This window comes from Thermoactinomyces sp. CICC 23799 (assembly GCF_016055145.1).
GTDB classification, from domain to species: domain Bacteria; phylum Bacillota; class Bacilli; order Thermoactinomycetales; family Thermoactinomycetaceae; genus Thermoactinomyces; species Thermoactinomyces intermedius.
The window spans coordinates 285,990-305,826 of sequence record NZ_JAECVV010000001.1 but is presented as its reverse complement, the minus strand read 5'-3'; the positions used below and the strand labels follow the sequence as shown (position 1 = coordinate 305,826).

The following is a 19,837-nucleotide window of genomic DNA, read 5'->3' as shown; positions in this document are numbered from 1 at the left end:
GTTTAGTATATAACATTTTTCATTCTTTTTACCAGTGTAATTTTTATTGCTTTTTGAGTTAACATAAGAGTAGATTTGAAACCCGATGATGGAGGACACACCATGTTATTCAACCATCCGATTGCAGTCAGTTGTTCGTGTGATTATTCTTGTTTTCATCATGCCAAAGCCCGTGATGTACGGTACATTGAAGTTCAACTTCCTGAAAAACCCTTTGACCCCGGCCAATTCCGGGACATGATCAGCACCGGCGGACTCCGGCCCGTCGCTTTTCGGATGCCGCCTTCCGCAGGGCTTGGAACGGGGGAATTCAACCCCGGAGACTGGGAAAAATGGCTCCATCTTTTGCATCAATCCACTGATGAAGAAGGACGCCGCCTTATCTGCAGCGGCCGGAAAGTTCCGCTCGGCATCATCTTTGAATACTTGGATCGTCACCCCGCCGACTTTTCCGCACTGCAAGATTTCAAAGATCAATATGTGAAAACCATCGCATCCCAACTGGAAGAGATTCAAAAACTCTGCCGTCCCCTTGAGTTTGAACTGTATTTGGAAAATGCCCCGATGGGGGGAGAACATTACTTTGAACCGGGACGCGCCGATTTATACCCGGCTCTGCGAACCCCCCGCCATTTGCTGGAAATCGCCGAAAACACGGGTGTGCGCCTTTGTTTTGACACCGCCAACGCCTGCATCACGTCCAATGTGCTCACCTACATGCACCGGTCCCGGAGTATGTTTGCAGGGGCAACCGAGCAAGAAATCACCCATGCAACCAACAATTGGGTGGATTTTTATCAACAGATCCAACACCATGTGGGATTGGTCCGCCTTTCTTATGCTCACAGCTGGGGGGACACCAAAACCACGCATCACATCCCGTTCCCTCCGTCTGCTTACGGGGAATTGATTGAATTTGCCGAGCGGATCCGGGAGGAAACCCCGGTCATTCTTCTGGGGGAACATTTGGAGGAAATGATCCAAACCCTCCATCAATTGAAAAAAAGCTGAGCAAAAAAAGAAACAGCTTTGAAGCTGTTTCTTTTTTAAGCGAAAACGATCTGGTTAAAATCAGCAAACCGGTGAATCAACCGGGTGATGTCACTCAGCAAGGCGAGACGGTTTCTTTTGATTTCCTCTTCTTCCACCATCACCATCACCCGGTCAAAGAAGTGGTGAATATCCGGTGCCATTTGCGCCAGGGCTTCATACATGGCACGGAAATCTTGTTGTTTTTCCGCTTTCTGATAACCGGCTTTCACTTCTTCCAACCGGCGGTAAAGCGTTTTTTCGGCATCTTCCCGGAAAAGGGACGGATCCGGCGTGGAATCCCCGGCATTTTTTGCCAATCGCGCAACACGCGTAAACCCTTCGACTTCTTCTTTAAACGCTTCCCGTCCGACTTGCCCCATCAATACCCGGGCTTTTTCCACGACATGCACGGGCCGGGAAAGATCGGAGGCCAATACCGCATCGATCACGTCATACCGGATTTCTTTCTCCTGCAATACCGTACGCAGGCGGAGCGCAAAGAATTCATGCAGCTCTTTTTCCAGTTCACCGGGACGCTTTTGGAGCAAACCGGCTTCTTCCAGCTGCGCCAAGGAAAGTTGCCACAATTGTTTTAAAGAAAGCGCGTGGTAATCTTCGGCCAACAAAATCTGGATGATCCCCTGCGCTTTTCTGCGCAAGCCGTAGGGGTCTTGGGATCCCGTCGGCTGAATTCCGATTCCAAAACTGGACACAATCGCATCCATTTTGTCAGCAAGCGAGAGCAATCCGGCAATTCTCCGGCCCGGGAGGGCATCTCCGGAAAAACGGGGCAAATGGTGCTCATACACGGTTTCGGCCACTTCCGTTTCCTCTCCGGCATTCAGCGCGTAAGTGCGCCCCATGATGCCTTCCAGTTCGGGAAATTCCCCGACCATCTGAGTCACGGCATCAAACTTGCAAATTTGTGCCGCCCGTTTTAATTGAGACCGCTCTTTTTCCGAGAGGCTGATCCTGTCTGCCAGTTGTGCGGCAAGGGCTCCGAGCCGGCGCACCCGGTCCCCTAGGCTTCCCAATTCATCCTGATACACAATCTGATCCAATTTTTGCACGGCGTCGTCCAACGCAAGTTTTAAATCTTCTTCATAGAAGAAGCGGGCATCCGACAAACGGGCACGAAGAACCTTCTCATTTCCTCTGGCCACCGTTTCCAAATACTGGTCGTTCCCGTTGCGGACGGTCACAAAATAAGGCAATAATTGTCCGTTTTTATCTTCCACCGGAAAATAACGTTGATGTTCCCGCATGGTGGTGACCAACACTTCACGCGGCAGAATCAAAAACTCTTCATCGAATTGCCCGTACAACACCGTCGGGTATTCCACCAGATGGGTAATCTCCTTCAACAAGCCTTCTTCTGTCGGAATCACCCAGCCCTTTTCTTCCTCCAACCTTTTCAACTGGTTCAAGATGGCATTTCTTCTCGCCTCCACGTCGGCCAAAACAAATTGCTGATTCAGCACTTCTTCATAAGCACCCGCTTCCGGAATCACCGCTTCGCTTCCCAAAAAGCGATGCCCCCGGGTTTGATTGCCTGCCGTCAATCCTGCCCACCGGACGGGAATGATTTCGTCCCCCAACAGACAAACCAGCCAGCGCACCGGACGAATAAACCGCACCCGCGAATTCCAGCGCATGGTCTTTGGAAAATGGAATTGATTCATTAAAGACGGAATCCCTTCCAGCAGCAACTCGGCCGTCCGTTTTCCGGGTTGGTGGATTTTGGCAAAGACGTAGTTTTCCCCTTTTACTTCTTTGAGAACGAGTTGATCAGGATTCACCCCTTGTTTTTTGGCAAATCCCTGAGCCGCTTTGCTCCAGGTGCCGTCCTCCAGCTTGGCGATTTTTTCCGCAGGCCCTCTCACTTCTTTATACACGTCTTCCTGCCGCTCTGAAACGCCTGTGACACAAACGGCCAACCGGCGCGGGGTGGCATAGGTTTTGCAATGGTTGTATTGAACCCGGTTTTCTTTCAGCCAGCCGCTCAACTTGTCTTTCAGCCGGGCCGCCGCATCATCCACAAACCGGGCCGGAATTTCCTCGCAACCGATTTCCAGCAGCAAATCCTTGCTCATTTGCTTCTTCCCCCTTCTTGTTTTAATAAGGGATAACCCAATTTCTCCCTTTGCTCGACGAAAGCTTTGGCAATTTTCCGGGCCAGATTTCGCACCCGTCCGATATAACCGGTCCGCTCCGTCACACTGATCGCTCCCCGGGCTTCCAGCAGATTGAAGACATGCGAGCATTTCAGCGCATAGTCATATGCCGGGAAAACCAATTGGTCCTCCAAGGCCCTCATCGCTTCTTTCTCAAAGTCATCAAACTGGCGGAAGAGCCACTCTTTATCGGAGACTTCAAAGGTATATTTGGAATGCTCATATTCCGGCTGGCCAAACACATCGCCGTACTTTACGCCATCCACCCATTCAAGGTCAAAGACATTTTCCTTTTCCTGAATGTAAGAGGCCAAACGTTCCAATCCGTAAGTCAATTCCACGGAAACCGGATCCACATCCAGACTGCCCACTTGTTGGAAATATGTAAATTGGGTCACTTCCATCCCGTCCAGCCATACTTCCCATCCCAGTCCGGCCGCGCCGAACGTCGGGTTTTCCCAGTTATCTTCCACAAAACGGATGTCATGCTTGGACGGGTCAATCTCCAACGCTTCCAAGCTTTTCAAATAAATTTCCTGGATGTTGTCCGGTGCCGGCTTTAACAGCACTTGAAATTGATGGTGCTGGTAAAGGCGGTTGGGATTTTCCCCGTAACGGCCATCCGCCGGACGCCTAGAAGGTTCCACATACGCCACGTTCCACGGTTCCGGACCCAACGCCCTTAAAAAAGTCATCGGATTTAATGTTCCGGCCCCTTTTTCCGTGTCGTAGGGCTGGGCGAGGATACAACCATGCGAAGCCCAGTAATCTTGCAATCGTTTGATCATCTCCTGCATGTTCACAGCTTTCCACCTCCGTCAAATTTCCACCTAAAAAACCTCTCATCCCTGACAAAACCCGTGGTTTTCTCATAGGGACGAGAGGTTTTCCCGCGGTTCCACCCTATTTGACCCGGACTTGGTCCAGGCCCGCTTTTTTATCATACAGCGCTTAAGAACTGCCTTCACCAATTGCCCGGACCGGGCTCCCACCATCCCCGGCTCGCTGCTTACACAGACAGATTTGGCTACTCCTTTTCTCTCATCGCGCCGATCTTCAAATTTTAATAATGGTATAGCAAAAATCCTTTCAAATGTCAATATCCATAAAAAAATCCGGAAAACTCACGTCCAGATTTTTTTGAACTGCTCCAGCAGTTGCAAGGATTTCAGCCGGACTGGCAAATACTCTTCAACAAATCCCCGGATCATTTTTTCCAACTGCTCTTTGGTCTCCGGTTTCACATCGATTTTACCGAGCCGGTGCGGATCGACTTGTTGCAGGATCCGCAAGATCCGGATGCTTGCCACCGATACCAAAATCCCGTTTTGGTCCTGATCCTGACAACGTTCGCATAACCAGCCGCCCTGACGGATACTGAAACGGACAGGGTGCCGGCCGGAACCACAAGAAACACACCGGTCTGTCACCGGAGTGTAACCCGCCGTTTTCAACACGCTGAGTTCCAAAATAAAGGTTAAGATATCAGGATCCTTTTTTTGTTCCAAATGCTCCAACAAGGAAGTCAACAAATCGTACAAAAAAGGATCCGCTTCTTTTTCTTCCGTCGTTTTGTCGATCAACTCCAGCCAGTAGGCGCCATATGCCGTCAACAACAGATCGGAACGCAACAAGTGATGAGAAGAAATGAGATCAGCTTGCGACAGCGTCGCGATGTTCCCGTTTCCAAAACTGACAAAATGAGCCCGGGTGAACGGCTCGGTCACGGCTCCAAAACGGCTTTTGGTTTTCTTGGAGCCTCTGGCCATAAATGAAACTTTCCCCTGGTTTTTCGTATAAACGGTTAAAATTTGATGGCTCTCTCCGTAATCGCGAGCTTTCAGGACAATTCCCTCATATTTGTTTAACACCGGTTAACCGCCCTTTCCCGTGTCAGCCGCTTTCCTCCTCATCCCGCTCTTTTTGCGCTTTTTCTTCTTTCTCTTTTATGTTTTCGAGGCTTTTGAGCAAGAGATATGCATCAATACTGCCAGTCACTTCAAAGCAACTCCATAAGAAATTGCGCAACCAGCATCACCCTTTCCGTTGATTACAACTTTAGGATGACCTTTTGAGCGGGAGAGTATAAGAAGGAAAATTTGTCATTTTTTCAGATCTCTTCTTCCGTGTAACCCAGTTGACGCAACATGATGTCTTCGTTGGTCCAGTCTTTTTTCACTTTGACCCACAAATCAAGGAAAATTTTCACACCCAGCAAACGCTCGATTTCAACCCGGGCACGCGTGCCGACTTCTTTCAGCAAGGCTCCTTTTTTGCCGATCAGGATGCCTTTTTGCGAAGGCCGCTCGGCATAAATCGTGGCCAACACATCCACGATGTCCTTCCCGGGTCTCCGCTTCATTTCCTCGACGACGACCGCCACCGAATGCGGAATTTCTTCCCGGGTCAGTTCGAGGACTTTTTCCCGGATTAATTCACTGACGATAAACCGTTCCGGATGATCGGTCACCTGGTCGGACGGATAGTATTTCGGCCCTTCCGGCAGATATTGAAAAATCTGTTGAATCAGCGTTCCCGTATTATTTCCGTTCAGCGCCGAAATCGGCACCACTTCCGCAAACGAAAAATCTTTGCGGTATTCGTCAATGAGTGGCAACAAATCATCCGGATGCACTTGGTCGATTTTATTGACCACCAAAAAAACCGGCGTTTTGACATCCTTTAAATGGTTCATGATAAATTCGTCCCCGGGGCCTTTTCCGGCGGACGCATCCACCAGAAACAGGATCAAATCCACTTCTTCCAAGGCATTGTGCGATGCCCTGACCAGCATTTCCCCCAATTTGGATTGCGGTTTGTGAATCCCCGGTGTATCCAGGAAAACAATTTGTCCGTTTTCTTCGGTGTAAACCCCCCGGATCTTGTTGCGGGTGGTTTGCGGTTTGTCGGACATAATGGCGATCTTCTGCCCGATCACATGATTCATCAATGTCGATTTTCCCACATTCGGGCGCCCGATCAAGGCTACAAATCCTGAACGAAATTCACTTCCCAAGACAAATTCCCCTTTCAAAAATTGCTTGGCCCTTCTTGTAAAAGAATGGTTGCCAAGCAATGGTCTTTTTCTTTCTCTATTTTCACCGGAAACAGCCGGTTCTTACAAGAACTGCGCGCCAATCAGCGCCACCAGAATCCCCAGCAAGACGCCAAAGAGCACCGGTACCCGCGAAGAACGGAAACGGAGGCGGGTGCCGATCAACATGGCAAAAAGCACAAGGACCAATAAGGTGATCAGAAAGTGACCGATGACACCAATCAGTAATACTGAAACACAACCGGCAATGGATGCGACCATACTGGGCTCCCAATTTCCGCGATCCACACGTTGCAGCCAGCCTTTGATAAAAAGCGTGAGGAAAAAGTCAAATACAATGATGACCGCAAGACTGATATTGGCCGGGATCGTCTTATGGTTGATGGCCAAGGTGAACAAAGCATCCAGATGCGGATAAAAAACACTGATTCCGATGATCACGGCAAATCCGGCGGTAAGAAGCACCGCACCGGCTGCGACATCTTTGGCCACTTTGGCAAGCGGATGATATTCACCGGTGATCATATCGACAACGGCTTCAATGGCCGTATTGATCAATTCAGCAAACAGGACGAGGACGATTGCGACAAACAAGACCAGCACTTCCACTTTGTTCATCGGAAGCGTGAGGCTCAACAAAAGAACCCCCAATGCCACCAAAAAATGAAACCGCATGTTCCGTTGCGTCACAATCGTGTATTTTAATCCTTCCAAAGCGTAGACAAAACTGCGTAACAGTTTGGTCACTTTCATGAAAGACATCCTCCCTTTTACCGGTGCAACCCTGCTTGCTGTAAGATCTCCTCCTGTCTTTGGAACATTTCTTTTTCTTCTTCCGCCGTTTCATGATCATATCCCAACAAATGTAAAAAGCCGTGTACGGCCAGAAAGCCCAGTTCCCGCTCAATGGAATGGCCGTATTCTTCCGCCTGTTCCTTTGCTTTGGGGTAAGAAATCACAATATCCCCGAGCGGCACGGTTTCTTCTTCTTCCGTGATCACCCAATCCTCTTCCGGTTCCCACAGGGGAAACGACAAGACATCGGTGGGACGGTCCACTTGGCGGTACTCCTTGTTCAATGCATGGATCTGTTCATTGTCCACCACCGTGACCGCCACATCCGCCGGAGGCAGGTTTTCTGCCCGGGCGGCGGCCCGGAGCGCTTTGAATATCACCGAAAGCGACTCTTGTTCGGCTTCGTTTAAAGGAAGTTCCACTTGCAAATCAATGACTAAACTCATTCTTTCTTGACTCCTTTGGCATTTCCTGTTTCATCCGGATATTCGATGCGCGAATGAAAGATTCCCTGCAAGGTTTCGCAAACCGATTTTTCAATCAGGTCAAGCTCCCTCAGGGTCAGGTCACATTCATTGAACTGTCCGTCTTCCAACCGGTCCCGGATGATCTTTTTGACCATGTTTTCAATGCGGGACGGAGTCGGTTTGGACAGCGACCGGACAGCGGCTTCCACACAATCGCAGATTCCGACAATCGCGGCCTCTTTAAATTGGGCCTTGGGCCCGGGGTAGCGGTAATCTTCTTCACGCACATTTTCCATTTGTTCTTTGGCTTTATAATAAAAATACTTGATCAAGGTGGTTCCGTGATGTTGGGCGGCGATATCCTGAATCGGTTTGGGGATCTTGTGGGACTTTAATAACTCCACCCCGTCTTTGGCATGGGAAATAATAATGCTTTTGCTTAAATTGGGCGATATTTTGTCATGGGGATTTTCCCTGGACAATTGATTTTCGATAAAAAATTGCGGACGCTTGGTTTTGCCCACATCATGATAATAAGCCCCCACCCTCGCCAGCAATCCGTTGGCGCCGATTGCTTCGGCCGCCGCTTCCGACAGGTTTCCGACCATCACCGAATGATGGTAAGTCCCCGGACTTTGAATCAGCAACTTTCGCAGCAACGGATGATTGGGATTGCCGAGTTCAATGAGACGCATCGGGGACAAAATGCCAAAAAGCGTTTCCAAATAAGGGAGAAAACCCATGGTCAAAACAGCCGAAAAGATCCCGCCCAACATGGCAAAACCGATCGACTGCAACAATTCATTCAAGGTTCCCTCCACCGGCATCATAAACCAGATGGCCGCCACCGGTATCACGGAAGCCAGCGAAGAAATCAGCCCTGCTTTCAAAATGGCGCTTCTTTTTCGCACATCGCCCAGCGCAAACGCCGCCGTCATCCCGCTCACCAGCGAAACCAGACCGTATCGGAAATCAAACAGCAAATGATTATCCCCGTTAAACAACACACTGCAGAAGATCGACAAAAAGACCGTGCAGATCAAAGACAAGCGTATGTTGAGCAGCAAAGTGATCAACATGGATCCCAATCCGACCGGAACCAGATACCCGATTTTGCTCCATTCGAGATTTTGTCCGTAAGACACCACTTTCATCCCGATCAGCGTGAGCAGCAAAATGCAAAACAGCAACAACAAGTTCCGGTTATTGTGGTGATTATCCGGATCAAAACGGTAAATGTAATAATACAAAAGACCCATGATGGTAAAGACAAACAAAAGGATTCCCAGATGTGTCTGCAATTGGGTGTCTTTTTTCAGCAGGCCCAATTCTTGCAATTTTCGATACTGGTCATCCGTCACCACTTCTCCGTATGCGACGATGATTTGTCCTTTATTGATGGGAATCGGCTTGATCGCTTCCTGCACTGCCTGCTTTTGCTGTTCGGTCTGATTCTTGTCATAAAATTCATTGACAACCAGGCTTTTTTTCGCCAGTTCACTCACCAGGGCCTGCTCGTCATTGTTCAGGGTGTTGACGCTGAGATACAAGGTTTGATCCACTTTTTCCTGCATTTTTTTCAGTTCGTCTTCCCGGACCCCGTCTTGTAAGATTTCAGACACAATCTGGCGGGTGGTCAAACGAATCACTTGCAGTCGGTCCAGCGAAACATTCAGCAGTTTTTGGTAAAACCCGTCCGAAAACTCCAAGGAAAAAGTGGCTTCAAAATCATTTTTTAATTTCTCCCGCTTTTCATCCGCATCCGCCGGATTTTCCAAAATTTCTTTGGCCATCACAAAGATGGAATCAATCTTTCCGATTTGCTGCATGGTAATGTGATCATCTTTGATGTACACCGGCTCCACGGATGCAGCCGCTTTTTTCCTTGCCTGATTGGTCGCATATTCATCCACTTTGGTAACAGGGGACACCACCGTTGCCGGACTGGGCTTCCCGAGGGTGATATCATATTGGTCCGGCAACACATGATGGATTAACAATAAATAGAACGCGATCCCGAAGATCGCGTACATCAGAATCTTTACACGCCAGCTTGTTTTCCAATCCTTTAAATGAAACCAATGGCTCACACCAGAGGTCGGTTCTTTGCTCTTCATTGGAACCGGCTCCTTATCTGTTCTCCTCTTCTTTTGAATCGGCTTCATAAGCATCAATGATTTTCTGTACCAAGGTATTGCGGACAACATCAGCTTGTCCCAAATAAACAAAGCTGATTTCCGGAATCGATTTCAAAATCCGTTCGGCTTCTTTCAAACCGGACTTTTTGCCTCTCGGCAAATCAATTTGCGTCACATCTCCCGTGACCACCATTTTGGAACCAAACCCCAAACGGGTCAAAAACATTTTCATCTGTTCAGGGGTCGTGTTTTGCGCTTCATCCAAAATCACAAACGAATCCTCCAAGGTTCGGCCCCTCATGTAAGCCAACGGGGCGACTTCAATCAACCCCCGCTCCATCATTTTATTCATTTGCTCGGTGCCCAGCATCGTATACAAGCTGTCATAAAGCGGACGCAAATAAGGATCCACTTTTTCCTGCAGATCCCCGGGCAAAAATCCCAGATTTTCTCCCGCTTCGACAGCCGGGCGGGTTAAAACGATCCGTTTCACCCGATGGGCTTTCAGTGCCGACACGGCCATCACCACAGCCAAGAACGTTTTACCGGTTCCGGCCGGGCCCACACCAAAGACAATGTCCGATTTTTGAATGGCCGTCACGTAATGGCGCTGTCCCAACGTTTTGACCCGGATGGCTTTTCCTTTTTGGGTCACGCCGATTTCTTCCTGGTACAACTCCAGCAATTCATCGGCCAACCCCTGCTCCGCCAGACGGTGGGCATACACCACATCCCTTTCGGTCACTTGCATCCCGCGGCGAATGAGGGTGAGCAGCACCCGGAACAATTCCTCCAAAATTTCAACATCCCCGGGCTGCCCTTGGATCAACACCTCTCCTCCGCGCGAAATAATCCGGGCATTGGTGTTTCTTTCAATCTGTTTCAAATAAGCATCATGGGGCCCAAAAAGACTCAAGGCTTCTGCCCCGCTGCGCAAATGAATTTTTACGGTTTTGTTCTCTTCACGTGGATTTTGCAATGGCTCATTCTCCTTGCAGAATCGGTTGGATTTTAGCGATATTTTCAATCACATCAAAGTGTACTTTCAAATAAACTTTACCATTCTCTTGGCGCTTCTGCAAAACTTTTTGCCCCAAAATCCGCCCGTCCGGCCCGATTTTTTTAAGTAAATCCTCCTTGGCGTGAACCAGCCCTTCCTGAACGGCTTCATCAACGGACAACCGTTCTTTCATCCATTCCATTTCCAGCTCTTCTTGTTCCACCCAGCCCACGGGAAGTTCCCACCGGCCCAACTTCAGGAAGTGAAAATGATCCATCACCTCAGTGGATGAATACGGCGGTTTCCTGTGAAAAGGATTTTTCACCACATGGGAAAACAGATAAGGATAAACATGTTTTTCGCGGTGTCCCGTATATACTTTTCTTTTTCGTTCCAGCGGGATCTCGACGCTGGACTCATACCAGACCTCTCCCCATACTTTTCCCTTTGCACCCACTATTTTTTTCGATTTTGAATTATTTAAATCCCCGTAGATTCCCGATACCAAAATTTGGCCTTCTTTGACGACATCGTTCACCTCGACCAACGGATTGCCCCGTTCCACTTTCAGATCGTAAATCAGGGCGTTTTTGGTGGCGACCAAATGCACGGGGCCGGCATCGCGGTTTGGTTCGCCGGCCGGATCCTTCTCTTTTTTTTCCACCACGGTCACCACCACCCGTGTCCCTTCAATGCGGACACCGACCCAGGAAGCCTGCGGCAATTGGGACAGCAAACGGTATTGGACTTCTTCCCGGTCCGGCAAACGCATCTTCCATTGGCCGGGATACACGCCCTCTTTTTTTAATAAAGCTTGTACGTGTTGCACGGGGATTTTCTCCGTTCCTTCCACTTTCACATTCCAGACCAGCGAGGTGAAGAAAAGAATCAAGACAAAAAACAAAACAGCACCCGCAACGAAGAACTTCCTCCTTTTCAATCGCTTTAAGAAAAAAGGAAGCCCTTCTTTTTTCACAATCCTCACCCGGCTGCCCGATTTACGCGCAAACCGGTAGAAAGCGAGAAACTCCGACAGTGGCACTTCTAACCGGAGGCGGTGCCCGTCCAGCCATTCGATGTTTTCCAGTTCCATCCCTTGCTGAACCGCCTGGTTGATTAAAGAAGTCAAATGTTCCCCTTCGCAAATACATTCGATTTTTCCTTTGAAATTGGATGGTAAGATGTTGGATGACACGCCGGGTCCTCCTCTTATTCCTGAAATTGAAAGCCCATAATTTTTCCTTCAACCCATACCACTTCAGGCTGAATGGCTTTGATTTTTAATTGCTTTCCTTCGATCTTCAAGATCCCGGTTTTGGTCTTCAGCAGCAATTGATCGGCATTAAATTTCTCAATCTCCTGATAATTTTCCACTTGCATGGTCATCGAGCCGATGATCTCAATCCGCGGAGCATCACTGGTCACATGAACCGGTAAATCCAACCAATCCGAAGCCCATTTGCGCATGGTTTTTCAGCCTTCCTCTCCACCCGCTCCATCTTTTGTACCATCCTTATGCTTCGATGTTCTCCGTTATGTTTCGATCCCTCCCACCAAAAAAGCATGGGAACCTTGTATCACCCATGCTTGTCAACCCGTTTATTTATTCAATTGTTTTTGCGCTTGTGAAATGAGCCGTTTTGTGATCTCACCGCCGACGGAACCATTGGCACGGGCCGCCGTGTCAGAACCCAACTTCACTCCGAATTCCGAAGCAATTTCTTCTTTGAATTGGTTTAACACCTGCCGGGCACCCGGAACCAGCAACCGGTTGGAACGATTGGCCACCTTCTTCACCTCCTTTGTTTTTTTAGTATGAGTGGACGGATTGAATCCATGACAGAGATTTATTTCCTCGGTTGGGATAAAAAAGAAAAGCCCGTTCCCCGCAAGGAACGGACTTCTTGATTGAAATGCACCTTAAAAACGGCGATACCGGAACCAAGAAAAGGGTTTTAAGGCCCGGGGCGCTCCCAAAATTTCACTCATCAGGAATCCTTGACGGAGCTCGGAACGGGTCAGCCAAAGCGACGACTCCGGGGCATCTTTCCGCTCCTTTCTCTGATTCCCTTCCATCTTCTCCTTCACTTCTTCAAAGATCATTCTTTATCTCCACCATTTTCCTTGAGATCATCTCCGCGCAGGGAACGGCGCATTTTGGTGTCGGCTTCAATATTTTGCAACATGTAATAATCCATAAAGCCCATTTTTCCGGAACGCAACGCTTCGGCCAAAGCCAACGGAACCTGGGACTCCGCTTCGATCACTTTGGCTTTCATCTCTTGAACGCGGGCTTTCATCTCCTGTTCCGCGGCCACCGCCATAGCCCGACGTTCTTCGGCTTTCGCCTGGGCAATCTTCTTGTCGGCTTCGGCTTGGTCAATTTGCAAAGCAGCGCCGATGTTCTTTCCGATATCAACATCCGCAATGTCAATGGACAAGATTTCAAACGCTGTCCCCGCATCCAAACCTTTGCTTAAAACGGTGTTGGAGATCATGTCGGGATTTTCCAAAACTTCTTTGTGGTTTTCTGCCGATCCGTTGGTGGTGACAATCCCTTCCCCCACGCGGGCAATGATGGTTTCTTCACCGGCGCCTCCGACCAGACGGTCGATGTTGGCACGCACCGTCACCCGCGCAATCACCTTGACTTCGATTCCGTCTTTACAAACCGCAGAAACTTCCGGGGTTTCAATCACTTTGGGGTTGACGCTCATCTGCACGGCTTCCAGCACGTCCCGTCCGGCCAAATCAATGGCAGCCGCCCGTTCAAACACCAGGTCGATATTGGCACGTTGCGCCGCAATCAAAGCATCCACCACACGATCCACATTTCCGCCTGCCAAATAATGCGTTTCCAATTGGGAAATATCCACATTCAATCCGGCTTTACGTGCCTTGATTAACGGATTGACAATGCGGGCGGGAATAATCCGGCGCAACCGCATTCCGATCAGGGTCGTCAAACCAATGTAAACCCCCGAGGCCATGGCCGTGATCCACAGCATGACCGGAACAAAGGAAAAAAACAGGGAAATCGCAATGATAATCAATATAACCGAAAACAACGAACCATAATCCATACCCATTCTCCTTTTTGTTGTTAATGGTCAGAATCCAAATCCTTCACACGCTTCACAACCACACGCATTCCTTCAACATGAATAACTTTTACTTCTTCTCCGCTTGGTATAATTTCTCCTTCACTGACAACATCTTCCTTCCGGTCGCCAAACTTGGCAAAACCGGACGGGCGCAACGGAGTCAAAGTGATTCCGACTTGCCCGAGCAATTCGTTCCGGTCTTTTGAAGACGTATACCCTTCCTCATTGGATTGGGACGACCGGAGCACCACACGGTTCCATTTCACTTCCCATCCCAAAAAACGGATCAGGATCCACACGATCACCGCCGTGAGCAGGACCGCTCCGGCCACAATCCAAATGGCCTCGCTCAAAATGGGAACGGCATTGAAAATGGAAACCGCCACCAAAATCAATCCAATCATTCCAACAATCCCCAGTGTCGGCAAAAAAATTTCCAACAAGATCAAAATGATTCCGGCGATAAAAAGCAAAGGTTCGCTTGCACCGGCCGTTCCGGCATGAATATAAGTCCCGAAAAAAACGGCAAAACTCGCCAAACCGATCAATGCGCCAAGTCCGACTCCCGGGGAAAACAACTCCACCAGCAAACCCACAAGCCCGATGGTGAGGATGATCATCATCACCGCGGGATTCATCAAAAATTCCGATAGTTCCATCCCGGCTCGCCCTCCCATTCCGGTACAAAAAACAGCGTGTTTGGATAAACACGCTGCAATCATTACTGAAGTGCTTCTTGCACCAGGCGATTGACCAATCTTCCTTCTGCCCGTCCCTTCACTTTGGGCATGATCGCACTCATCACTTTGCCCATGTCCGCTTTGGAACCGGCCCCCACTTCTTCAATGACTTGTTGCACCAAGGCTTTCAATTCCTCTTCGGACATTTGTTCCGGCAGATAAGCAGAAAGGATGTCAATCTCCGCTTGCTCTTTCTCTGCCAAATCGTCGCGTCCGGCGGCTTTGTATTCAGCCAGTGAATCTTTGCGTTGTTTCACTTCACGCATGATGACACTGATGATTTCATCATCGTTTAACGGACGCTTTTTATCGATTTCTTCTTTTTTTATCGCTGATTTTAACATGCGAATGGTGGATAATTTTTGTTTATCCTTATTTTTCAGTGCCATTTTCATTTCTTGATCCAACTGATTCGTCAAACTCAAAAAATGCCACCTCACTAACGGCGCTTTCTGCGTGCCGCTTCCGACTTCTTTTTGCGTTTTACACTCGGCTTTTCATAGCGCTCGCGTCTTCTGTATTCGGCCAAAATCCCGTCTTTGGCGCAAGAACGCTTGAAACGACGCAAAGCGGCATCGAGTGATTCGTTTTTGCGAACGCGAGTTTCAACCATGCTATTCCCTCCCTCCACGGGTCAGCTAGACCGCTTTGGGCCGGCAGCCTAACAAAGGAAAAAGACCCACACATTTCAAGCAAAAAAACAAGAGAGCGGCCTTCCCCCAGAGGAGGGTCAGCACAACAACACCTGCTCAAAAAATCAACCAACGATGCCCAAAATAAGGTTCCCAAGACAGTTGCCCGAGAACCACCGTTGGAGACACAAATAATCATTTTATATTATATCTTAAAAGAATGGTTCCTGTCAAAATCAACCCGGAGGCCAGGTCAGAGTCCGTCCGCCCAATAAATGGAAATGAATGTGATAGACGGTTTGTCCGCCTTCTTTTCCGACATTGTTTACGATCCGAAATCCTTTTTCATCCAAATGATACTCTTTGGCGATTTTTTGAATCGCCGCCATCACTTTCCCCGCCAACATCTGGTCTTCTTCCTCCAAATCCATGATCGTCGGAATATGTTTTTTCGGAATGACCAGAATATGCGTCGGAGCGGCCGGGGAAATGTCATGAAACGCGTAAACATATTCATCTTCGTACACTTTTTTGGAAGGCAATTTCCCTTCCACGATTTGGCAAAAAATGCAATCTGCCATACAAGTTCCCTCCCTACTTTTTCAGGGCAATCTATGTATTCACCCATTTTTCCCGTTTGGCATACACTATATCAGCCTGAAAGGAAAAAAGGGGTGAAAACCATGACACAACGCAATCATTCATCGGCATCCCAACTGCGGAAACTGATCCGGAAAATCGTCCGGGAAGAAATGAGCCAATTCTTTGCGGAGTCAAAAAAAGAAAACCATTCCGCTTCCCTTCCGGAACAAAGCGAAGACGGGCCGACCATCAAACCGCCGCGCATGGCGGAAGATCCCCATACGGGCACTTGGGCCATTTTCGGGACACCGGAACTGGCACCGGTCCAAACCCAATCGGAACATCCCCGTGCTTTGCCCGGCTTTCCGGAATTGTACCGCCCGGACTTCACCGGTTTTGACGCGCCCCCGTTCATCCCGAAACATCCCCGGGAAAAGCCGGGAGACCCGTCCGTTAAAACGGCACCGGAAGAAAGAAAAGCATAATGCACCAGCCCTGTTGCAGGGCTTTTATTTATTTTATCGGTCATTCCCTCCGGATGTCCACATATAAATCAAATCAAGGAGGGAAACAAGCTGATGCCGATTCAATTGTTGGTTCCGTTCGGGTTTGGTCTTTTTATTTTTTTATGGGGACTTTCCAAAATGCGGACAGGCTTGGAAAACCTGGCCCGTGACCGCTTGCAGTCCGTGTTGCTGCAATTTACGAAAACACCGGTGCGCAGTTTTTGGACCGGAACAGTCACCACCGCCTTTTTGCAGTCCAGCAGTGCCGTGACGGTATTGACCATCGGTTTCGTCAATGCCGGCATGCTCACATTTTCCCAATCGTTGGGAATCATCCTGGGAAGCAACGTGGGAACCACCATCACCACCCAAATCCTGGCCTTGAAAATCGAAGATTTTGCCATCTTTCTTTTGGTTATCGGCGGCGGCCTCACTTTGCTTTCCAATCCGTTCCTCAAAAACACCGGCTCGGTCTGTCTCGGGTTCGGAGCCATCTTTTGGGGAATCGAATGGATGCAAAGCATCACGGAATCCCTGAAGGAACAAGGATGGGTTTCCTGGCTCATCCATCACGGCGGAACCCCCGTTGTTTCGGGGCTTGCCGCAGGCATTCTGATCACGGCGCTGATTCACAGCAGCAGCGCCTGCATCGCCATGGCCATGGGATTTTATGCCGCCCAGGTGATTCCGCTTCCTTTTGCCATCGCCGTTGTGTTCGGAAGCAACATCGGCACTTGCGTCACGGCACTCATGGCGTCCATCCGCACCATCCCTGCCGCCAAACAAGTCGCCCTTTCCCATCTGATCTTAAATGTGGCAGGCGCCATCTTGTTCACCCCGTTGATACCCGTCATCGCCCGGCTGGCACCATATTTGTCCGGCGATCCGGCAACGCAAATCGCCCACATCCAGACCTTATTCAATCTCATTTGTTCCATTGCGGTGCTTCCGTTTTGCGACCCATTCGCCCGCTTCATCACCTGGCTCGTTCCGGAAAAAGCAAGCCTTTAGCCCGCATTGGTCAGGATTTTAACGGCCTGATCCATGACCTCCTGATTATTCGAATAGCCGTGATGCACTTGTTTTGACAACGCTTCTTCCAGCGTGAGCCATGTGACATCATCAATCTCTTCCAACTGGGGGGTTTCCGTCCCTTCCAACGCTTTCACTAAATAATAGTGCACCGCCTTGTCCGTTTCCCCGTGCTGCGGATGTTCATATGTATACTGCACGGTCACCAGGGGACGCAGAATTTCCCCTTTGATCCCCGTTTCCTCTTCGATTTCCCTCAAGGCCGTTTCCTCAACGGTTTCGCCCGGCTCTTGTTTTCCTTTCGGCAACGTCCAATGGTGAAAACGGTCTTTAATCATCAAAATCTCGTATCTTCCGTGTTTTTCCCGAAACACAACACCGCCTGCAGAAATCTCTTTCAATTTCCATCCTCCTTTTGAAAAAAGGTAAGAAAAAAGGTTGTCAACCCCGACCGGTTAACAACCTTTTTCCATCCTGACCTCAACCAACCCGGGCCGGACGGGGCACTTCATCCACCACACGCACGAAAGTGCCGTAACAATACTCCGGATCCACACGATCAATTTTCACCCGGCAAACTTTTCCGACCCATTCCGGATCAGCCGGGAAAGCCACTTGCAGGTAGTTATCCGAATAACCCATATAAAGCCCGCTGTCCGGGTCCTCTTTAAACGGTTGTTCCGGAATCACTTCCACCACTTCGCCCACAAAACGGCGGGCATACTCCACCGTCAACCGTTTGGACAGTTCAATAAGCTTGCGAACCCGTTCGTGTTTCACTTCTTCCGGCACTTGGTCCGGCATGCGGGCGGCAGGGGTTCCGGTTCGTTTGGAGTAAGGGAAGACATGCAGCTGATACAATTTCAAGTCTTCAATAAAGCGATATCCGCGCTCAAATTGTTCTTCCGTTTCTCCCGGGAAACCGACAATCACATCGGTGGTGATCGCCACATCCGGCATGGCTTCATGCAACTTCATGATTTTTTCCCTGTATTCTTCTGTCGTGTATTTGCGGCGCATCCGTTTTAACACGGCGTCATCTCCCGCCTGCAACGGAATATGCAGATGGCGGCACATTTTTTCGGATGCGTTCAACACCTCGATCACCCGGTCATCGATTTGACTGGCTTCAATGGAACTGATCCGGATTCTTTTCAATCCTTCAATTTGATCCAGATCCCACAACAAATCAGCCAGCTTGTAATCTTCAAAGTCATCCCCGTAACCGCCTGTGTGAATTCCGGTCAGGACAATCTCTTTATAACCGGCATCCACCAACTGGCGTGCCTGTTTCAGGACGTTTTCAGGCTGACGGCTGCGGGACAACCCTTTTGCCCAGGGAATAATGCAGAACGTGCAGAAGTTGTTGCATCCTTCCTGGATTTTGAGATATGCCCGGGTTTGATCCGAGAACGAGGGTACATCCAATTCTTCAAATTTGCGTTGTTTCATAATGTTACCCACAGCGTTGATCGGTTCACGTTCCCGCATGTATTGTTCCACATAATCAATCAGCTTTTCGCGCCCTTGTGTCCCGACCACGACATCCACCCCGGGAATCGCGGCCACTTCGGCGGGAGAGGTTTGGGCATAACATCCGGTCACCGCGATGACCGCGTCGGGATTGCGCCGGATCGCCCGGCGGATCATTTGCCGGCTTTTCCGGTCTCCCGTATTGGTGACGGTACAGGTGTTGATCACATAAACATCGGCTTCCTCTTCAAAGTCCACCCGCTTGTAATCCGCTTTTTTAAACATTTGCCAGATGGCTTCGGTTTCATATGCATTCACTTTACAACCCAACGTGTGAAAAGCCACGGTTTTCATTGTGTTTCACCTCCCAATTCGTGTCTTGCAAACAACATGCAAGAAAGAGCAACCAGCGGTGCTGTCTCGGCTCTCAGAATCCGGTTTCCCAATGTGACCGGCACGGCTCCCCTGGCTTTGGCCTCATCGATTTCGGCTTCGGTAAACCCGCCTTCCGGTCCGGTCACCAGCATGATGTCATTCGCTTGCGAGCCGGCCATCGCTTGACCGATGGGGACTCCCCCTTTTTCATACGCGATGAGGACAAGAGGAACCCTTTCCATCTCAGCGAGAAATTCTTTCCATGACAAAACGGGCAAGACGGCCGGCACTTTACCGCGATGCGACTGTTCGGCCGCTTCTTTTGCAATCCGTTGCCAACGCTCCCGCTTCTTTCTTTCCTTTTTATCATCTATATGGATCAACGAACGTTCAGAACAAAAGGGCTGAAAGGAAACAGCACCGATTTCGGTCCCCTTTTGTATGATCCATTCCAGTTTATTGCTTCTCACCAAAGAAGGAGCCAAGGTAATCCTGGTTTTCGGTTCTCCTTTCGAAGGCCGCTTGTCCACCACTTCGCAAAGGACTTCGTTGCGGTTGATTTCCGAAATGGAGCAAAGATAATCCATTCCGTCTTCTTTGCAGACGATGATTTGATCATCGGGCTGAAACCGCATCACGTTGCGAATATGGTGCACTTCTTCCCCTTTCAACCGAACGAATGAACCTTGAAATGCGTCTTCAGATACAAAATATCTTTGCATTTGACACTCC

Annotated in this window: 24 protein-coding genes; 3 read left to right on the top strand and 21 right to left on the bottom strand. The window is 49.3% G+C overall.

The window, feature by feature from the left end:
* Nucleotides 1–102: 102 nt before the first annotated feature.
* Complete coding sequence (locus I8U21_RS01660) at nt 103–1,011, top strand: hypothetical protein (protein ID WP_198053093.1); 909 nt, start codon at nt 103–105, stop codon at nt 1,009–1,011.
* Nucleotides 1,012–1,046: 35 nt separating this feature from the next.
* Here I8U21_RS01660 and glyS read toward each other — a convergent pair whose 3' ends face one another.
* From glyS to I8U21_RS01570, 18 genes are all read right to left on the bottom strand, one after another.
* Complete coding sequence (gene glyS, locus I8U21_RS01655; protein WP_198053092.1) at nt 1,047–3,125, bottom strand: glycine--tRNA ligase subunit beta; 2,079 nt, start codon at nt 3,123–3,125, stop codon at nt 1,047–1,049.
* Nucleotides 3,122–4,009 (bottom strand): glycine--tRNA ligase subunit alpha, encoded by an 888-nt coding sequence (gene glyQ, locus I8U21_RS01650; RefSeq protein ID WP_181730931.1) that lies wholly within the window; start codon nt 4,007–4,009, stop codon nt 3,122–3,124. The genes glyS and glyQ overlap by 4 nt, the downstream gene beginning before the upstream one ends.
* 321 nt (nt 4,010–4,330) lie before the next feature.
* Nucleotides 4,331–5,077 (bottom strand): DNA repair protein RecO, encoded by a 747-nt coding sequence (gene recO, locus I8U21_RS01645; RefSeq protein WP_181730932.1) that lies wholly within the window; start codon nt 5,075–5,077, stop codon nt 4,331–4,333.
* 22 nt (nt 5,078–5,099) lie between these two features.
* Entirely contained in the window at nt 5,100–5,234 is a 135-nt protein-coding gene (locus I8U21_RS01640; RefSeq protein ID WP_181730933.1) for a YqzL family protein, read from the bottom strand.
* Between the two features lie 82 nt (nt 5,235–5,316).
* Nucleotides 5,317–6,222: a GTPase Era gene (era, locus tag I8U21_RS01635; RefSeq protein ID WP_232337426.1), complete on the bottom strand. Its 906-nt coding sequence runs from the start codon at nt 6,220–6,222 to the stop codon at nt 5,317–5,319.
* A gap of 102 nt (nt 6,223–6,324) precedes the next feature.
* A complete protein-coding gene (locus I8U21_RS01630; protein WP_181730935.1) occupies nt 6,325–7,014 on the bottom strand; it encodes a diacylglycerol kinase in 690 nt (229 codons plus the stop codon).
* Between the two features lie 17 nt (nt 7,015–7,031).
* Nucleotides 7,032–7,502, bottom strand: coding sequence for an rRNA maturation RNase YbeY (gene ybeY, locus I8U21_RS01625; protein ID WP_181730936.1), 471 nt, complete (start codon nt 7,500–7,502; stop codon nt 7,032–7,034).
* The gene (locus tag I8U21_RS01620; RefSeq protein ID WP_198053090.1) at nt 7,499–9,640 is read right to left on the bottom strand and encodes an HD family phosphohydrolase; all 2,142 of its coding nucleotides are present in this window, start codon (nt 9,638–9,640) and stop codon (nt 7,499–7,501) included. Before I8U21_RS01620 ends, ybeY begins: the two co-directional genes overlap by 4 nt.
* A gap of 13 nt (nt 9,641–9,653) precedes the next feature.
* Complete coding sequence (locus tag I8U21_RS01615) at nt 9,654–10,640, bottom strand: PhoH family protein (protein ID WP_220214939.1); 987 nt, start codon at nt 10,638–10,640, stop codon at nt 9,654–9,656.
* A 4-nt stretch (nt 10,641–10,644) separates the two neighbouring features.
* The gene (yqfD, locus tag I8U21_RS01610; protein ID WP_181730938.1) at nt 10,645–11,856 is read right to left on the bottom strand and encodes a sporulation protein YqfD; all 1,212 of its coding nucleotides are present in this window, start codon (nt 11,854–11,856) and stop codon (nt 10,645–10,647) included.
* A gap of 14 nt (nt 11,857–11,870) precedes the next feature.
* A complete protein-coding gene (locus I8U21_RS01605) occupies nt 11,871–12,128 on the bottom strand; it encodes a YabP/YqfC family sporulation protein (protein WP_181730939.1) in 258 nt (85 codons plus the stop codon).
* A gap of 132 nt (nt 12,129–12,260) precedes the next feature.
* Entirely contained in the window at nt 12,261–12,449 is a 189-nt protein-coding gene (locus I8U21_RS01600) for an alpha/beta-type small acid-soluble spore protein (RefSeq protein WP_181730940.1), read from the bottom strand.
* Between the two features lie 132 nt (nt 12,450–12,581).
* Nucleotides 12,582–12,764, bottom strand: coding sequence for a hypothetical protein (locus I8U21_RS01595; protein ID WP_181730941.1), 183 nt, complete (start codon nt 12,762–12,764; stop codon nt 12,582–12,584).
* Nucleotides 12,761–13,750, bottom strand: coding sequence for a flotillin-like protein FloA (gene floA, locus I8U21_RS01590; RefSeq protein WP_370527000.1), 990 nt, complete (start codon nt 13,748–13,750; stop codon nt 12,761–12,763). Before floA ends, I8U21_RS01595 begins: the two co-directional genes overlap by 4 nt.
* 14 nt (nt 13,751–13,764) lie before the next feature.
* Nucleotides 13,765–14,424: an NfeD family protein gene (locus I8U21_RS01585; protein ID WP_181730943.1), complete on the bottom strand. Its 660-nt coding sequence runs from the start codon at nt 14,422–14,424 to the stop codon at nt 13,765–13,767.
* 62 nt (nt 14,425–14,486) lie between these two features.
* Entirely contained in the window at nt 14,487–14,930 is a 444-nt protein-coding gene (locus I8U21_RS01580) for a GatB/YqeY domain-containing protein (protein ID WP_181730944.1), read from the bottom strand.
* Nucleotides 14,931–14,944: 14 nt separating this feature from the next.
* On the bottom strand, nt 14,945–15,118 hold the full coding sequence (gene rpsU, locus I8U21_RS01575) for a 30S ribosomal protein S21 (protein ID WP_037994530.1): 174 nt from the start codon (nt 15,116–15,118) through the stop codon (nt 14,945–14,947).
* 255 nt (nt 15,119–15,373) lie between these two features.
* Nucleotides 15,374–15,718, bottom strand: a complete 345-nt coding sequence (locus I8U21_RS01570; protein ID WP_181730945.1) for a histidine triad nucleotide-binding protein — start codon at nt 15,716–15,718, stop codon at nt 15,374–15,376.
* 102 nt (nt 15,719–15,820) lie between these two features.
* Here I8U21_RS01570 and I8U21_RS01565 point away from each other — a divergent pair, with 102 nt between their 5' ends.
* Nucleotides 15,821–16,204 carry a hypothetical protein gene (locus I8U21_RS01565; protein WP_198053089.1) on the top strand — a complete coding sequence of 128 codons (384 nt, stop codon included), beginning with the start codon at nt 15,821–15,823 and terminating at the stop codon, nt 16,202–16,204.
* Nucleotides 16,205–16,297: 93 nt separating this feature from the next.
* Nucleotides 16,298–17,236 (top strand): Na/Pi cotransporter family protein, encoded by a 939-nt coding sequence (locus tag I8U21_RS01560; RefSeq protein WP_181730947.1) that lies wholly within the window; start codon nt 16,298–16,300, stop codon nt 17,234–17,236.
* On the opposite strand, the gene I8U21_RS01555 is transcribed toward I8U21_RS01560, so the two are convergent.
* The 3 genes from I8U21_RS01555 to I8U21_RS01545 all read right to left on the bottom strand — a co-directional run bounded on the left by I8U21_RS01555 (nt 17,233) and on the right by I8U21_RS01545 (nt 19,827).
* On the bottom strand, nt 17,233–17,658 hold the full coding sequence (locus tag I8U21_RS01555; protein ID WP_181730948.1) for an NUDIX hydrolase: 426 nt from the start codon (nt 17,656–17,658) through the stop codon (nt 17,233–17,235). The genes I8U21_RS01560 and I8U21_RS01555 overlap by 4 nt on opposite strands.
* Nucleotides 17,659–17,737: 79 nt before the next feature.
* Nucleotides 17,738–19,084: a tRNA (N(6)-L-threonylcarbamoyladenosine(37)-C(2))-methylthiotransferase MtaB gene (gene mtaB / locus I8U21_RS01550; RefSeq protein WP_181730949.1), complete on the bottom strand. Its 1,347-nt coding sequence runs from the start codon at nt 19,082–19,084 to the stop codon at nt 17,738–17,740.
* Nucleotides 19,081–19,827 carry a 16S rRNA (uracil(1498)-N(3))-methyltransferase gene (locus tag I8U21_RS01545; RefSeq protein WP_181730950.1) on the bottom strand — a complete coding sequence of 249 codons (747 nt, stop codon included), beginning with the start codon at nt 19,825–19,827 and terminating at the stop codon, nt 19,081–19,083. Before I8U21_RS01545 ends, mtaB begins: the two co-directional genes overlap by 4 nt.
* Between the last annotated feature and the right edge of the window lie 10 nt (nt 19,828–19,837).